Source organism: Streptomyces sp. NPDC057939 (assembly GCF_042887545.1).
Lineage (GTDB): Bacteria > Actinomycetota > Actinomycetes > Streptomycetales > Streptomycetaceae > Streptomyces.
The window spans coordinates 374,364-388,704 of the sequence record NZ_JBHVPG010000002.1; the positions used below are offsets into that span (position 1 = coordinate 374,364).

Sequence of the window (14,341 nt, forward strand, 5' to 3'; positions counted from 1 at the left end):
GCGGCGCGCCACGCCGCTCCGGGTCGGTCGTTCGAAGTCAGTTTCGTCCGCGGTCGGTCCACGGGCGGAGTTTCTCCGGGTTGCGGATCGCCCAGATGTGGGTGATCCGGCCGTGGGCGAGGCTGAAGGCCGCCACGGTGACCGTGGTGCCGGCGTGTTGGGCGACCAGGCCGGGCCGGCCGTTGACGGTGCGTTCCAGGAGCGTCAGCCCGGGGGCCTTGTCGGCGATGTGGATGAGGTAGGCGGCGATGTTCTCGCCGCCCCGGACCGGGTGGAGGACGGTGCCGACCATTCCCCCGCCGTCGGCGGTCATGGTGGCGTCGGGGTCGAGGAGCCCGACGAGGGCCTCGATGTCCTTGGCCTCCCAGGCCTGCTTGAAGTTCCGCACCAGACCGGCCTGTCCGGCGGTCGCGGCCGCCGGTGCCTGCGCGGCGCGAATGCGGCGGCGGGCGGAGGAGGCGAGCTGGCGGCAGGCCGCGGGCGTCCGGCCGACGATGGCCGCGACCTCGGGGAAGGGGTACCGGAAGACGTCGTGCAGGACGAACGCCACGCGTTCGGCGGGCGTCATCGATTCGAGTACGACGAGGAAGGCCATGTTCACCGACTCGTCCAGGGTGACCCGATCGGCGGGGTCGACCGACTGGGTAGCGCCGCCGCCGGCCGTCCCGCTGATCCACTCTCCGCGGTCGGGCAGCGGCTCGGGTATCCAGGCACCGACGTAGCTCTCGCGCCGAACCCGCGCCGAGCGCAGCAGGTCCAGGCAGATGCGTCCGGCGACCGTGGTCAGCCAGGCGCCGGGCGCGACGATGGCGTCCTGCTGTTCCCGCGACATCGCGTACCAGCGGGCGTAGGTCTCCTGTACGGCGTCCTCGGCCTCGGCCAGCGAACCGAGCAGCCGGTAGGCGAGGTTGATCAGCTGTCGCCGCTCGCCGACGACCGCGCTCAGGTCCGGCTCGGACCGCTCGTGCCGTGCCTCGGATGGGGTGCTCATGGTGGCGGCCTCTTCCTGGTTCTCTCGTCCGGTTCCGCTCTCGCCACTTCGACGAAACAGCGCACCGGATGGTGAGGCCGGCGGTTCGCCTCACATTCGGCGGGCCCGTCTCGTCGGGTGATCAGGACAGTACAGATCCACCGCCGTGAGGCAGAAGAGGGGACCACATCATGGCCATCACCCGAACGACGACGACAACGCGACACGACCGCCTCGCGACGTTCCTGCGCGTCTCGATCGTCCTGCAGACCGCTGCCCTCTTCTTCCAGGCGGTCACCGCGGGCATGCTGCTGTCCTCCTCCCTCGGCGGGGTGTTGCACGATGTCGGATCACGCGTGATGTACGGCGCCTCGATGCTGTACGTGCTCGCCGCGGTCCTCGCCTGGCGGCCGGGCGGCAGATCGCCCCGTCCCATCCTCTACTCGTCCGGCTTCCTCGTACTGGCCTCGGTACAGGTGGTGCTGGGCATCGCCCACGTCCCGTCGGTCCACGTCCCGCTGGGCATCCTGATGTTCGGCCTGAGTCTGCTGGCGCTGGGCCGGACCGTGGCCCCCCACCTGCCGCGCCGCTCCACCGACGCCCGGGCGTAGCGGCGGCGCCCGCCACGGCCGGCGCCGCCGCCGCCGGGACGGCGGTTCCCCGATGGGCCCGACCAAACAGTGACATGCGCCACAGGACCCTCTTGGATCACGGAACCATTACGACCGCATGCGGGTCCCTGACATTTCACCATTTGCCCGCCGACAGTCGACATTCCCCTCTCCACCGAAATGACCATCTCGAATGGTGGGACGGAAATGCGCAACATCACTGGTGGCAAAGATTTTTGAAGGTCCGTCATTGATCTCGAAAAGGACTCGGCCGGCGCGGCAGGCACGATCGTCCGGCCATTTCAAGCCCGGTGCGCACCGCTGCCGCTCGCGGCGGCGGTGGGACTTGCCGGCCCGTTGGGGGGCTTCTAAGAATGGCGGCTCGCCCGGCGCTCCCAGCCAGGGGCGCAGGACGCTTCGCAGAAACCAAGTGAGGTCAGGTCACGTATGCAGAAGCACCGCAAGACGACGCACTACAGGAAGATATCGATCGCCGCCGTGACGCTCGGCGTCGTGGGCATACCCACCGCCGCCATGGCATGCCTGGACACGGACGGGAACACGTCCCGCGCCTCCCAGAAGCCCTCCGCGCGCCCTTCCTACAGCGCTTCGATACCCGACGTGCCCCTCCCCGGCGTTGCTTCCCCCACCGGGTCGACCCAGAGCCCGTCCCCCGCCCCGACGGGTTCGACCGGTGCGGGTGGCGACGGGTCGACCGTGCCCGTCGTGCAGACCTCACCGGCGCCGTCTCAGGCGCGGCCGAGCACCACCCCCGCCCAGCCCCCGGCGACGAAGCCGCAGGTGCCGGCCAAGCCGACGAAGCCGGCCCCGGCCGAGCCGACGACCCCGCCCACCGGGCAGAAGCCGCCCACCGCCCCCGGGTCCGGGCCGACGGCCCAGGTGGTGGCCCTGGTCAACCAGGAGCGCGCCAAGGCCGGGTGCTCGGCCCTCACGGTCAATGACAAGCTGACGGCCGCCGCGCAGAACCACAGCCAGGACATGGCCTCCCACAGCAACATGTCGCACACCGGATCGGACGGTTCCGACCCGGGCCAACGCATCACCCGCGCCGGCTACGGCTGGAGCACGTACGGCGAGAACGTCGCCTACGGGTACAACTCGCCCGAGCAGGTCATGAACGGCTGGATGAACAGCCCCGGCCACAAGAAGAACATCCTGAACTGCGCGTTCAAGGAGATCGGCGTCGGCCTCGCCCAGCCGAACTCCTACTGGACGCAGGCCTTCGGCGCCGCGCGCTGACCCTCCCCACCGCTGCGCACCACTCCGCGCCCGGGGCGGGGACGCCGATGCGCGTCCCCGCCCCGGGCGATCGGCGATCAGGCGGTCGTGGTCCCGTCCCCCAGGCGCTCCCGGAGCTCCGCGGTGTCCGCGAGGAACCAGGTCTGACGCCCCCGGTTGCACTCGCGAACGAAGTCACGCAGCGCCGAACTGGCCTCGGTGTGCCGGGTGATGTCGCCGAGGACGACGAGGCCCATGCCGTAGTTGGCGAACTTCTGGACGATGTCCCCCGCGACGCGGCTGCTCAGCCGGAAGAACTCCTCGTCGAGGCGTTCCGCGGGGATGACGACCCATCGCGCGCCCTGATAGCCCGCGTTGCCGATGAGGTCCAGGGCATCGGCTTCGCCGCGGATGACGTCCCCGTCGGGTGCGCAGGTGAACACGGGTACGTCGTGGATGGTCAGCAAGGTGCTCATGGAGTACGAGGGTAGTTGCGCGGCTCCTCCGGGGCCGGCCGTTTTGCCCCGCATCCGGCCCTCCCCGCGTCCGGGCCTCGTGTGCCAGGCTGGGGCGGGACGCACAGGGGAGGACGGGATGACCGAGAAGCCACTCACCCACAAGCAGGCGCTCGCAGCGGTGATCGGGGCGCTGGGCGGTACCTGGGACACGGAACGTGCCGTGCTGGCCCTCCGCACGGCCGGCTACGAGCCGAGGGGCGATGAGGCGGCCGGGAAGGAGGCCCGTCGCCTCCTGCGCGATCTGGCGGGGGACGGGGTGGTGGTCCGCCCGGACCCGGACCGGGCCGTCTACCGTCCGGCCTGATCGAACGGCGGCTCCACCGGCCCGATCGAGCGCCCCGATCGACCTGTCCGATCGAGCGGCTGATCCACCGGCCCGGTCCACCGCGTCCGGCCCACCGTCCACCGTTCGGGATCCGCTGCTGCCCGACGCCGTCGGCGGTCAGCGATCAGCGGTCAGCGGTCAGCAGCCGAGCGCGACCGGGACCGAGCCGGGCGGGAGGTGACGTACGGCTGCCGCCACCGCCTCGGCCGCCGTGGTGAACACGGGGCCGTCCCCGTTCGGGAAACCGGCGGCCACCGAGTAGCGGTCGACGCCGCCGATCACCAGGGACGCTCCGACGACGGCGAGGCCGGGGCGCGTCCGGGTCGAGAAGGACAGCGTCCCGTGACTCGTGAGCGGGTAGAGCCGCCGCAACGCCGGTTCGGCATGGGCCGCCCGCACGAGGGCCTGTTGGGCGGGCTGCCAGGAGTACTCCAGCTCACTCGCCTCGGTGAGCAGGTGCTGCCAGGCGCTCTCCACCATGCCCGCCGGGTTGAGGTCCGGCACCTCGAAGCGGCCCGTCAGGTGGACGAAGGGGGCCGCCCGTCGGATGTCCTCCAGCGCGACTCCGTCGTGCCAGGCCGCCGCCGCCTCGGCGACTTCCGCCAGATCGTCCGTCGTTCCGTCGATGAGCGGCATGTCCTCGAAGCCGTCGCTGCCCCGGATCGACCACTTCCGTTCGTGGTGACCCGCACTGACCCGCAGGGGCCTGCGGTGCGGCAGGGGGCAGCCGACGGTGACACCGCGCAGCGGGGCGTACTTCGGTGTGGTGAGCCGTACGGCGGCGAGACGGCCGCCCGCCACGGCCCGGAGCGCTGCGGCGAGGCTTCCGTGGGCCGCTACGTCGGGGTACAGGACGGCCGGGTCGGGAGGTGTGGTCACGGCCCCCGATTCTGCCCGACGTGTCGCTCACGCGTACGAGCCCGACGGCCGGGCCGGGTCCGGGTCCGGGTCACACCCAGGTGTAGTTGTCGTCGGTGACCGCCCCCAGGGCCGCGTCGGCGACTGCCGCGCGCGGGCCGGCCAGCGCGGCGAGGGCGGGTCCGATGGGCGGGAAGATCGGGAGTTCCGCCGTCCTGCGGTAGTCGACCCATTCGACGGTCCCGAGTTCGTGGCTGCCGTCGGGCAGCTCGTCCCATTCCTGCTCGGCCAGGCCGGCGCGGACCTCCGGGGTGATGTGGAGGCGGTGGATCAGGTGGAGCTTGCGCGGCGCCGGCGTGGGACCGGGGCGGCTGACGCGCTGGTCGACGACCCACAGGAGGTCGCCGCCCTCGGCCCGGTCCACGTCGAGTTCGAGCTCCTCCGCGAGTTCGCGGCGCAGGGCCTCCTCGAAGCCTTCGCCGTCCTCGACGTTGCCGCCTGGCGGGGTGTAGTGGGTCGATCCGTCCCGGTCGCGGCGGATGAGGGCGACGTCGTCGCCACAGAAGACCAGGGCCCCGACCCGGACCTTGATCCGGGAGAACGGGGTGGCCGTCGACGTTCCTGGAGTGTTCGCCATGACGACCAGTATCGCGGGGACGGCGGCCGGCTCTCAGCCCGTTGCTCGGACCGTTCCTCCACCCGTTGCTCGGACCGTTCCTCCTCCCGTTCCTCGGACCGTCCCGCTGTCGGTCTCCGCGCGGGCCGGCGTCCACGGCCCGGCCGTCGTGGCCGGTATGACGACCGGCGCGTCCTGCGGGCCGTCGGGCCAGAGCCACAGTGCGCCGGGCGGGGCGGTGCCGGTCAGGCAGGCGATGAGCGGTTCCCTGCGGCGGCGGGACGGGTGTGCGGCCAGTCGGGCCCGGGCCTCGTCCAGGGGCACCCAGGCCGCCTCCAGCACCTCGGCGTCCGGATCGACGGGGCCCAGCGTTCCCGTCGGCCGCTCCGCGCGGAAGGTGATGACGGTCCAGGTCCCGTCCCACCCCGGGTCTCCCGTCACGGCGTGCTGCGAGACGCAGGCCAGGCTCGTCGGCCCGGTGACGGTCAGCCCGGTCTCCTCGTGGACCTCCCGCACCATGGCGTCGTGCGCGAGTTCGCCCGGCTCGACGACCCCGCCGGGGAGGACCCATTGCTCCGGTCCGGCCGGCGGACGTTCGCGAACCATCAGCAGGCAGCCGTCCTGCTCGACCACGGCCGACACTATGGTTCTGGATGTTCCCGACATTTCCCCCGCCTCTCCCCACGCGGACAACGGATCGGGCGTCGGCGCGTCAACCCGTCCCGGGCACGGGACCCTTGCGACGTTCGACCGGACGAACTCCCGCTGCGCATAGAACAATCGATGAACGGACAGGCGCGCACACGTGCACCCACCCGCCCAGCGAAGCTTAGTCGGACGGCTGATCGACACCCGCCGTCCGAGCACGTTCTCGCACCTCGGCCCGCCCCGGAACGCCCGCCGGAACCGCTGTCCGTGCGCGACCGCCCACCGGTCGGGTGACAGCGTGCTCGCGCCGCGCCGGAGGGGTGGGTCGCAACGCGATCATCGGACGTCGCATCCTTGGAGCGAACGACATCGCGTACCCGCGCGACGCACCCGAGCATTGAGGAGCATCCGATGAACACCGCCGGAGCAGGTCCGCAGCTGCCGGACGCGGCCAGCGTCGCCAACGCGAAGACGACGCTCCTCCAGCTCCTCGCCCGTGCGGGCGTCTTCACCGGCGACGCGGAGGAGCTGATCGGGGTCGTCGAGGCCGGCGCCCTGGCCCGCGCGTACGAGGAGCTCACGGGCGGCGGGCCGGGCGCTGCGGGAACCGCCGCCGGACCGGACGGGTCCGCCCGGTCCGCCCGGTCCGCCCGGTCCGCCCGGTCCGGTGGCGTCGACGTCGACGTGGTCCACGAACTCGGCGGCATCGCCGAACGGGCCCTGCGGCAGGCCGTCGGCTCCGACGCGCCGGTCTCCGCACCCGAGGACCGGCCGCGGGTGCGGAGGATGGAGGTGGAGCGGGCCCAGGTGGCGGTGAGCCCGCTCTACCTGTCGCTCACCTCGGTGTCCGATTTCGACCCCGAGGTCACCACGGAGGTGCTCTCCGCCGTCCTCGGCACGATGGGTTACAGACAGCGGGCGATGTACGCGGGGCAGCTCACGGACTTCGGTTCCCACCACCGGGCCCGGCTGGAGCGGCTGTACGCGGAGTACGGGCCCGGCAGCGCCATCTCGATCCACGGCCGCTACTCCCTGATCCACTCCCCCACCAGCCTCGCCGTGCTGGAACGGCTCGTGACTGCCCCGTCCGCGCTGCGGGAGGAATGGGACGCGGCCGAGCTCCCGCCCGCGTGGCTGGACGGCCTGCTGACGGCGTGGGACGCCTCGGCCTGACCGGCGGGCCGAGGGGGTCCGCCCGCCTACGTCAGGCAGTCGGCCACCAGGCGGCGCGCGTACGCGGCGTCCAAGGGGCCCGGCCGGAACAGGACTCGGTACATGATCGGTGCGACGACGGCGTCGAGGACGGTTTCGACGTCGGGGGCCGTCTCGCCGCGGGCGGCCGCCCGCCGCAGGATGACCTCGATCGATTCGGCGGCGTACGCGGAGCACAGGCCGGCGTTGCTGCCGTTCGGGTCGCCGACGAGGGTGTCCCGGATGTAGGCGCGACCGATGTCCGAGGCCATTTCCTCGACGAACTGCTCGCCCCAGGCACGCATGTCGGAAGCCAGGTCACCGAGGTCGGCCGGTTCCGCGTCGGGCCGCAGGTGTTCGACGGCGACGTCCGAGAGGAGTTCCTGGAGGTCTCCCCAGCGGCGGTAGATCGTCGACGGGGTGACGCCGGCCCGGGCGGCGATGAGGGGAACGGTGAGGGCGGCGCGCCCCACCTCTGCCTCCAGCTCCTGCACGGCGGTGTGCACCGCCTGCTGGACGCGGGCGCTGCGCCCGCCGGGACGGGCCATGGGTCTGGGCATGCGCCCCACCCTAGAGCACGGCCCGAGGGCCGACGGGAGCGCCGGCGGCCCCCTGCGTCCGCACCGTGGGACGGCCCGCCTGCGCGAGGGCGCGGACGGGTTCGGTGAGCTCGTACGCGTGCCCCGTCCGGAACAGGACGGCTTCGCCGAGCGGTCGGCCCATGAGCTGCATGCCGATCGGCAGTCCGGCCGTGTCGTGTCCGACCGGCACGGTCAGCGCCGGTATTCCGGTGATGTTGGCCGCCGCCGAGAGGCGCACGTAGCCGTCGGAGACGGACTCGATCGTGCCGTCGGGCCAGGTGAAGGTGGACTGTCCGACCGGTGCGGCGGTCGCGGGGACGGTGGGCGCGGCGATGACGTCGACGGTCTCCAGCAGGTCGAGCCACTCCTGTCGCATGAGGGTGCGGGCCCGCCGGGCCCGCAGGTGGTCGCCGACCGGCATGAGTTCGCCGGCCTCCAGCAGGATCCGGACGTCGGGCGTGTAGAGCTCCGGCACGGTCCTGAGCGTCCGCTCGTGGTACGCCGTGGCTTCCGGGACCATCAGGCCCCATTGGGTGGCCCGGATGTAGCGCGCCATCGGGATCTCGACGTCGACGAGTTCGGCCCCCAGTTCGGCGAGGCGGTCGAGGGCCCGCCGGACGGCGGATTCGACCTCGGGGGCGACGTGGTCGAAGTAGTGGTTGACCGGTACGCCGACCCGCAGTCCGGCGAGGTTTTCGGCGTCGACGCGGCCGGCGGCCCGCCACGGTTCGGCGGGAGCCGCGGACAGGGACGCGGGGTCGCAGGGGTCGTACCCGGCGAGGGCCGTGAGGACGAGCGCCGCGTCCTCGACGGTCCGCGTGAGGGGGCCGACGTGGTCCAGCGACCAGGACAGGGGCGTCACCCCGTGGCGCGGGACGAGCCCGTACGTCGGCTTGAGGCCGACGACGCCGTTCAGGGCGGCGGGTACCCGGATCGACCCGCCGGTGTCGGTTCCCAGCGCGAACGTCGCCGCCCCGGCGGCGACTGCCACGGCCGAGCCACCGCTGGACCCGCCGGCGACCCGCCCCGCGTCCCGGGCGTTCCTCGTTCCGGGCGTGGTGAGGCCGTAGGCGAACTCGTGGGTGTGCGTCTTCCCCACGAGCGCCGCGCCCGCCGCGTCCAGGCTCGCGGCGACCGCGCTGTCGGAAGCCGCCCGGTGCCCCTCCCGCACGCGGGAACTCGCGCTGGTCGTGACTCCCTTCGTGTCGATCAGGTCCTTCAGGCCCATGGGGATCCCCTGCAGCGGACCCGTGTCGCGGCCCGCCGCGAGGTCGCGTTCGGCCCGGCGCGCGGCGTGCCGGGCCCGGTCGGCCGTCACGGTCACGTACGCCCGGAGGTGAGGTTCCGTGGCGTCGATCCGGTCCAGTACGGAGTCGACCAGTTCGGTGGGCGACAGGCGCCCGGCCCGGATCTCCCGGGCGGCGGCCGCCAGGGAGAGTTCATACGGTCGCATCGTTCTCCCCCCGTCCGTGGTGGTGACCGGTTGTCGGGTGCGTTTCACCGAAGTCGAGTTCCCGCAGGACCGAGACGACGGAGTGGATGTGGTCGGCGGTGGCCGCGACGGCGGCGTGGCGGTCGGCCGGGAGCGGGAGCCCGGCCCGGGCGGCCCACCGGGCCGCCTCCAGGGGGGTGAGTTCAGCGGCGGACATGGGCGCTCGTTCCTGATCGGGGAGGCGGGCGGCGGGAGTTGGGCCCACCGGCCAACCAAAAGCCAAAGGTTTGCGTTAGTCGACGTTAGGGGTTACGTTCCCCAAACGCAATCCCGTAGCTTTAACTCCATGGGAACCACCCGGAATCACCACCCGGTCCAGCGCCGAGAAAGCCGCGCCATGAACACAACCAACGCAACGGACGCAACCAACGCGAAGAGGACGACGAGTGCGCCGAGTGCGCCTTCGGCCCGCATCGGCCGGGCCGGCGTCCCCCACTGGTCCGTGGGGGACGTGACCGTCCATCGGGTGGACGAGGTGCCTCTCGCGCCCCCGACCGGGCGCTGGCTGCTGCCCGACGCGACCCCGGCCGTCGTCGCCGAACAGGACTGGCTGCGACCCGACTTCGCCGACCCGGACGGCGTCCTGCGCCTGTCCAGCCACAGCTTCGCGTTCTCCGTCGGCGGGCTGCGCGTGCTGGTCGACACCGGGATCGGCAACGGCAAGCAGCGGGCGAACCCCGCATGGCACGACCTGCGTACCGATTACCTCCAGCGCCTCACGGCCGCGGGCCACCCGCCGGAATCCGTCGACCTGGTGATCCTGACCCACCTCCACACCGACCACGTCGGCTGGAACACCCGGGATGTGGAAGGGGAATGGGTCCCCACGTTCGGCAACGCCCGCTACCTGACCTCACGGACCGAGCGGGAGTTCTGGGCCTCGTACCCCATGGACGGGCCGCGACTGCAGATGTTCCGCGACTCCGTCCACCCGGTCGAGGACGCCGGGCTGCTGGACCTCGTCGACGTCCCGGCCGAGGGCCTCGACATCGTCCCCGGCCTGCGCCTGGTCCCCACCCCGGGACACACGCCCGGCCACCTCGCGGTCCGGCTCGACAGCCGTGGCGCCACGGCCCTGATCACCGGCGACTGCGTCCACCATCCCGTCCAGTTGCCGCACCCGGGCATCGGCAGTTGCGTCGACATCGACCCGGCGCGGTCCGAGGAGACGCGCCGGGCCCTGCTCGGGTCCCTCGCCGGCACGGACGCCCTGCTCCTGGGCTCCCACTTCCCGCCGCCCACCGCCGGAACCGTCAGCGCCCACGGGGACCACTACCGACTGAGCCCCGTCCCGGCGCACCACTGACGGCGCGCCGACGGAGCGGGCCGGTCAGCCGCGGCGCGCCGCGAGGCGGTGCTCGTGGACGCGCAGGTGCAGCGCGGCCAGGTCGAGCAGCGGTGTGGCCACGCCCGCGGAGCGGGCCCGGACCGTGAGGTCGGTGAGGATGTGGTCGGCCTCGGTGGGACGGCCCGCGACGAGGTCGCGGTAGAGCGACGGGGTCAACGGAGAGCCGGGCGCGGTGAGCACCCCCTCGGTGAAGGCGCGCTCGGCCTCCGGTACGGGATGTCCGGTGGCCGCGGCCACCGCCGCCGCCTCGGCGAGGAGGGCGGGACCCAGCTCGGGCCCGCCGGCGACCGCGTTGACCTCGCCGACGGAGCCGCGCATCAGGCAGGTCAGCGAGATGAGGGTGGAGATGAACACCCACTTGTGCCACATCGCGCCGACCACGTCGTCGGTGGCCGGCGAGTCGATTCCCGCTCCGGTCAGGGCGGCGCGTACGGCGTCCACACGGGCGGAGGGACGGCCGTCGAGTTCACCGGTCTGGATCACTGCGGGCGGGGCCATGCGGAGGATGTCGCCGTGGTCGTCCAGGGTGGTGACGACCTTCGCGACGCCACCGAGGACCGCCCCGGGCCCGAACCGTTCGACGAGTACGTCGAGGTGGGCCATGCCGTTGAGCAGGGGGACGACGGCCGTTCCGGGCCCCACGGCGGGGGCGAGGTCGGCCAGGGCCGCCTCCAGGGCCGTCGACTTCACGGACAGCAGCACCAGGTCGTAGTCCTTGCCCGGCGCCTCGGCCGTCACCAACCCGGGGGTCAGGCGCAGGCTTTCCCCCTGCCCCTCGACGCGGAGGCCGCGGGCCCGCAGTGCGGTGGCGCGGGCGGGCCGGACGAGGAAGGAGACGTCATGGCCCGCTCGATCGAGGCGGGCGCCGAAGAAGCCGCCGACGGCGCCGGCGCCGACCGTGAGGATCCTCATGAGGGGGTGCCTTTCGTGGCGGGGGTGGGGCGTTTGCGTGGAGGTGATGGGAGGCAGCAGGGTGAGGAGGCGGTGCGGTTGGCGCGGGGCAGCCGTCACGGGGTCGTCGGCCGGGCCGGGCCCGGGGAGCCCGGGACCGGGAGTGAGCAGGATGTCCCGTACGTCGACCAGGACGCCGCAGCGCTCGCAGCGGCCGTCCCCCGTAAGGGTGGCGCTGTCCTCCGCGTGGCGCAGGAACCTGCGGGGACCACATCCTCAGGGAGCGTAGTGCAGTCCCTCCCCTCCCCCCCCAACAGTGAGGGCTCGTACGGTCGGCTACAACTCCAGCCGCTTGGCGATAAGTTCGTACACCGCTCGCTTGCCGGTCCGGGAACGCGGGCGAGGACGCCGGCCCGGATGAGGGTGGCGAGGCGGTCGGTCAGCACCGCCTGCGGGAGACTCAGGTGGGCGGCGAAGTCGCCGAAGCGGCGGACACTCAAGAAGGCGTCGCGCACGATGAATAGCGTCCATCGCTCCCCGACGGCCTCCATCGAAGGGGCAAGGGCTCAACTGCCCCGCATTGCGTGCTGAACAGCCCTCCGGATCCGGGTAAATGGACAACGCATCGGGACAGGGTATGTGCCACGACTGCGGGATCCGGCCATGAAAACGCAGATCAGAGCAGCGTGCGAGAACACGACCTTCGAGTGTCCTCACCCGCGACCCGGGGCAGTAACCACGGACTGCCCCGGGTCGCGGATTCATTCCTGGTTCGGATACGGGAACGCGGTGGTGTCACCGAAGAAATAGTCGTATGCCTTCTCAAGAAACGCGTACAGATCGTCCTCGCTGGAGAAATCGAGAATTCCCTGCGTGATGTCCTCCCACTCGGCGAGCGACATCGCCCGCGTACGAATCACCTCGGCGAATCCTTCACGCTGCTCCGCAACGGTCTTCGAGAAGGGGCCAGGGTTGGCGAGACTCCCTTGGATCCCCTTCTTGAGGTCTTCCGGCTCATTCATGTAGTCGGGGCCGAAGGCACTGCCGATGAAGGACTTCGTCTTCGCGTCCATGCACTTCTCCTAGGGGTGTCGTCCCGACCCTGGATCACCTGGTTCGGTGAGTGAAGTCTTTTCATGACCGTGTCACGAATCCGCCACAGGGAGGTCGTGGCGCGAACCGGATGTCGGCGCGGGGTCGTGTCCCCCGGCGCGAGAGCCGGTGCGGGACCGGCCCGTGAGCCTCGGGAGCACCCATGCGGTACACAGCGGCCGTCCGACGCGGCACGGTGGTTCTGGCGGCGGCCGCGGCGGCCACCGCCCTGGTCACGGGTTGTACGCCGACCGGCGAGGACGGCTCGGTCGCGAGCCCGTCGTCACCGCCCGCGGCGTCCGGCCCGGCGAAGCCCACGGGATCCGCCACGCCGACGGGCCCGGGATCCGGCGGTACGACGTCCGGCGGGACGACTTCGGGCGGGACGGCTTCCGGCGGTGGGGCTTCCGGCGGTGGGGGCAAGGAGAAGCCGAGTCCGTCGGGTTCGGCTCCGGCGACCGGGGCCAAGACCTGCGCGAGTGGCGGCGTCAAGGTGTCGGAGGGCCACCAGGCCGACGTCCGGCCGCCCGGCACGGGCACGGGTGCCGCCGTCCTCTCGGTCACGAACACCTCGTCGCAGCCGTGCGTGCTGACCGGTTTCCCCACCGTCGCGGGCGCGGGGAACGGCTCCCCCGACAAGAACCGTCCCCTCGTCGTCACCCGCAGCGGAACGGCCGGCCCGGTGACCCTGGCTCCGGGGGGACGCGCCTGGACGAAGCTCACCTTCGTCCAGGTACAGGGCGAGGCGGACGGCTACTGCGTGTCCGGAGCCACCCCGTCGAGCTTCCCCACGTTGGTCATCGGCGTACCGGGCGCGGGCGCGCACCAGATCGCCATGGACGACGGGGTGTTCGCCGAGTGCGACGACAAGGTGACCGTCACGGCGTTCTCGGCCACCAAGCCCTCCTGACTCCTGATCCCGCGCCGGCCGGTCCGGGCGGAGGGCCGAACCTCCGTCCGGACCGCCGCTCGGGTCAGCCGGTGAAGATCCAGCCGAGCTGGCCTCCGGAGGCCTGGCCCTCGCAGTTGGTCTGGTTGGACTCGAAGAACTCCCGGTGCTTGCCGACCATGCAGCGCATCAGGGGCGCGGTGCCGACGTCGGCGGGCCGGCCCGGATGGAACCAGCCGAGCCGCGAAACGTACGTCTGTCCTTCGCAGTTGACGTCACCCGAGAGGAAGTTGTCCTTGCGGACGACGCAGTGGTACAGCGGCACCGTGCCCTCGCGGGCGCTGGTGTAGAGCTGACCGAGGCTGCCCTCGACCTGATAGCCGGGGGGAACGTTCCAGACGGTGCTGATGTGTTCGCCGTTCGGACCGATGAGGCGGTTGAGGCTGCGGGTGGGAGCGGTGACCGCGGGCTCGCCACTACAGGTGGCCTTGATCATGGCCTGGTAGTAGTTCCCGGTCACGTGCGTGTAGAGCGGGCCCTCCGTCACCCGGCACTGGGAGCCGGCGAACCCGGCGTCGGCGGCCTGCCGACCGAGGTGGTCGTAGGCCGCCGCCGCGGCGATGTTCTGCGGCCCGCCGCCGATGCCGGTCAGGTACACCACGACGGGTCCGACGTTGGCGACCGCAGGTGCGGGAGCGGGAGCGGGTGCCGGTACGGGTGCGGGCGCGGCGCCGGCCGGTGCGGCGGCGGTCACGGCGGCCGTGAGGGAGACGGAGAGGGCGAGGAGGGTCGTACGCAGGCGAGAGGTGCGGCGCAAGGCTGAACTCCTGGTCGTCGGCCGCGACGACCTGTGGGCCGGCGCGGGGTGGAGCGACAGTGCGTACCGCCCGATAGGCGGCATCGCCGTCATTCCACACTTAGACCCCTCACCGGGACCAGACGGTCTTCGGCCGATCCCGGGGGTCGCCCTCCGGCCGCCGTTTCCCCGAAGGTCGCCGCCGCGGCTCTTCGACCGGCAAGTTCCGTGATGGCAGGGTGAACTGACGGAACATCCGCATCGCGCAGTGACAAC

The 14,341-nt window shown here is 72.1% G+C and carries 18 protein-coding genes; 6 read left to right on the forward strand and 12 right to left on the reverse strand.

Annotated elements, in window-relative coordinates; translation table 11 throughout:
* Nucleotides 1-37: 37 nt before the first annotated feature.
* Nucleotides 38-991, reverse strand: a complete 954-nt coding sequence (gene sigJ, locus ACFVS6_RS03960) for an RNA polymerase sigma factor SigJ (protein ID WP_389700364.1) — start codon at nt 989-991, stop codon at nt 38-40.
* Between the two features lie 170 nt (nt 992-1,161).
* Here sigJ and ACFVS6_RS03965 point away from each other — a divergent pair, with 170 nt between their 5' ends.
* Nucleotides 1,162-1,581 (forward strand): hypothetical protein, encoded by a 420-nt coding sequence (locus ACFVS6_RS03965; protein WP_389700365.1) that lies wholly within the window; start codon nt 1,162-1,164, stop codon nt 1,579-1,581.
* A 447-nt stretch (nt 1,582-2,028) separates the two neighbouring features.
* A complete protein-coding gene (locus ACFVS6_RS03970) occupies nt 2,029-2,841 on the forward strand; it encodes a CAP domain-containing protein (protein WP_389700366.1) in 813 nt (270 codons plus the stop codon).
* A gap of 77 nt (nt 2,842-2,918) precedes the next feature.
* On the opposite strand, the gene ACFVS6_RS03975 is transcribed toward ACFVS6_RS03970, so the two are convergent.
* Nucleotides 2,919-3,296, reverse strand: coding sequence for a DUF4180 domain-containing protein (locus ACFVS6_RS03975; RefSeq protein ID WP_389700367.1), 378 nt, complete (start codon nt 3,294-3,296; stop codon nt 2,919-2,921).
* 118 nt (nt 3,297-3,414) lie between these two features.
* Between ACFVS6_RS03975 and ACFVS6_RS03980 the strand changes: the two genes are divergently transcribed.
* Complete coding sequence (locus ACFVS6_RS03980; protein ID WP_389700368.1) at nt 3,415-3,642, forward strand: hypothetical protein; 228 nt, start codon at nt 3,415-3,417, stop codon at nt 3,640-3,642.
* A 159-nt stretch (nt 3,643-3,801) separates the two neighbouring features.
* On the opposite strand, the gene ACFVS6_RS03985 is transcribed toward ACFVS6_RS03980, so the two are convergent.
* From ACFVS6_RS03985 to ACFVS6_RS03995, 3 genes are all read right to left on the reverse strand, one after another.
* A complete protein-coding gene (locus tag ACFVS6_RS03985; RefSeq protein WP_389700369.1) occupies nt 3,802-4,542 on the reverse strand; it encodes a DUF6193 family natural product biosynthesis protein in 741 nt (246 codons plus the stop codon).
* Between the two features lie 70 nt (nt 4,543-4,612).
* A complete protein-coding gene (locus tag ACFVS6_RS03990) occupies nt 4,613-5,158 on the reverse strand; it encodes an NUDIX domain-containing protein (RefSeq protein ID WP_389700370.1) in 546 nt (181 codons plus the stop codon).
* 33 nt (nt 5,159-5,191) lie between these two features.
* Entirely contained in the window at nt 5,192-5,803 is a 612-nt protein-coding gene (locus ACFVS6_RS03995) for an NUDIX hydrolase (RefSeq protein WP_389700371.1), read from the reverse strand.
* Between the two features lie 393 nt (nt 5,804-6,196).
* Between ACFVS6_RS03995 and ACFVS6_RS04000 the strand changes: the two genes are divergently transcribed.
* Nucleotides 6,197-6,958 carry a hypothetical protein gene (locus ACFVS6_RS04000; RefSeq protein WP_389700372.1) on the forward strand — a complete coding sequence of 254 codons (762 nt, stop codon included), beginning with the start codon at nt 6,197-6,199 and terminating at the stop codon, nt 6,956-6,958.
* Nucleotides 6,959-6,984: 26 nt separating this feature from the next.
* On the opposite strand, the gene ACFVS6_RS04005 is transcribed toward ACFVS6_RS04000, so the two are convergent.
* From ACFVS6_RS04005 to ACFVS6_RS04015, 3 genes are read right to left on the reverse strand one after another with little or no spacing between them, the layout of a single operon-like run.
* Nucleotides 6,985-7,536 carry a TetR/AcrR family transcriptional regulator gene (locus tag ACFVS6_RS04005; protein ID WP_389700373.1) on the reverse strand — a complete coding sequence of 184 codons (552 nt, stop codon included), beginning with the start codon at nt 7,534-7,536 and terminating at the stop codon, nt 6,985-6,987.
* A gap of 10 nt (nt 7,537-7,546) precedes the next feature.
* Nucleotides 7,547-9,010: an amidase gene (locus tag ACFVS6_RS04010; protein WP_389700374.1), complete on the reverse strand. Its 1,464-nt coding sequence runs from the start codon at nt 9,008-9,010 to the stop codon at nt 7,547-7,549.
* A complete protein-coding gene (locus ACFVS6_RS04015; RefSeq protein WP_389700375.1) occupies nt 8,997-9,206 on the reverse strand; it encodes a hypothetical protein in 210 nt (69 codons plus the stop codon). The genes ACFVS6_RS04010 and ACFVS6_RS04015 overlap by 14 nt, the downstream gene beginning before the upstream one ends.
* Nucleotides 9,207-9,515: 309 nt before the next feature.
* Here ACFVS6_RS04015 and ACFVS6_RS04020 point away from each other — a divergent pair, with 309 nt between their 5' ends.
* Entirely contained in the window at nt 9,516-10,355 is an 840-nt protein-coding gene (locus ACFVS6_RS04020) for an MBL fold metallo-hydrolase (RefSeq protein WP_389700376.1), read from the forward strand.
* Nucleotides 10,356-10,379: 24 nt separating this feature from the next.
* Here the strand turns inward: ACFVS6_RS04020 and ACFVS6_RS04025 are convergent, their stop codons facing one another.
* From ACFVS6_RS04025 to ACFVS6_RS04035, 3 genes are all read right to left on the reverse strand, one after another.
* A complete protein-coding gene (locus tag ACFVS6_RS04025; protein WP_389700377.1) occupies nt 10,380-11,309 on the reverse strand; it encodes a 2-dehydropantoate 2-reductase in 930 nt (309 codons plus the stop codon).
* Nucleotides 11,310-11,404: 95 nt separating this feature from the next.
* On the reverse strand, nt 11,405-11,839 hold the full coding sequence (locus ACFVS6_RS04030) for a winged helix-turn-helix transcriptional regulator (protein WP_389700378.1): 435 nt from the start codon (nt 11,837-11,839) through the stop codon (nt 11,405-11,407).
* Nucleotides 11,840-12,049: 210 nt separating this feature from the next.
* Nucleotides 12,050-12,361 (reverse strand): hypothetical protein, encoded by a 312-nt coding sequence (locus ACFVS6_RS04035; protein ID WP_389700379.1) that lies wholly within the window; start codon nt 12,359-12,361, stop codon nt 12,050-12,052.
* A 182-nt stretch (nt 12,362-12,543) separates the two neighbouring features.
* On the opposite strand from ACFVS6_RS04035, the gene ACFVS6_RS04040 reads away from it, so the two are divergent.
* The gene (locus ACFVS6_RS04040) at nt 12,544-13,290 is read left to right on the forward strand and encodes a DUF4232 domain-containing protein (RefSeq protein WP_389700381.1); all 747 of its coding nucleotides are present in this window, start codon (nt 12,544-12,546) and stop codon (nt 13,288-13,290) included.
* 64 nt (nt 13,291-13,354) lie between these two features.
* Here the strand turns inward: ACFVS6_RS04040 and ACFVS6_RS04045 are convergent, their stop codons facing one another.
* Nucleotides 13,355-14,086 (reverse strand): hypothetical protein, encoded by a 732-nt coding sequence (locus ACFVS6_RS04045; protein ID WP_389700382.1) that lies wholly within the window; start codon nt 14,084-14,086, stop codon nt 13,355-13,357.
* Nucleotides 14,087-14,341: the final 255 nt, after the last annotated feature.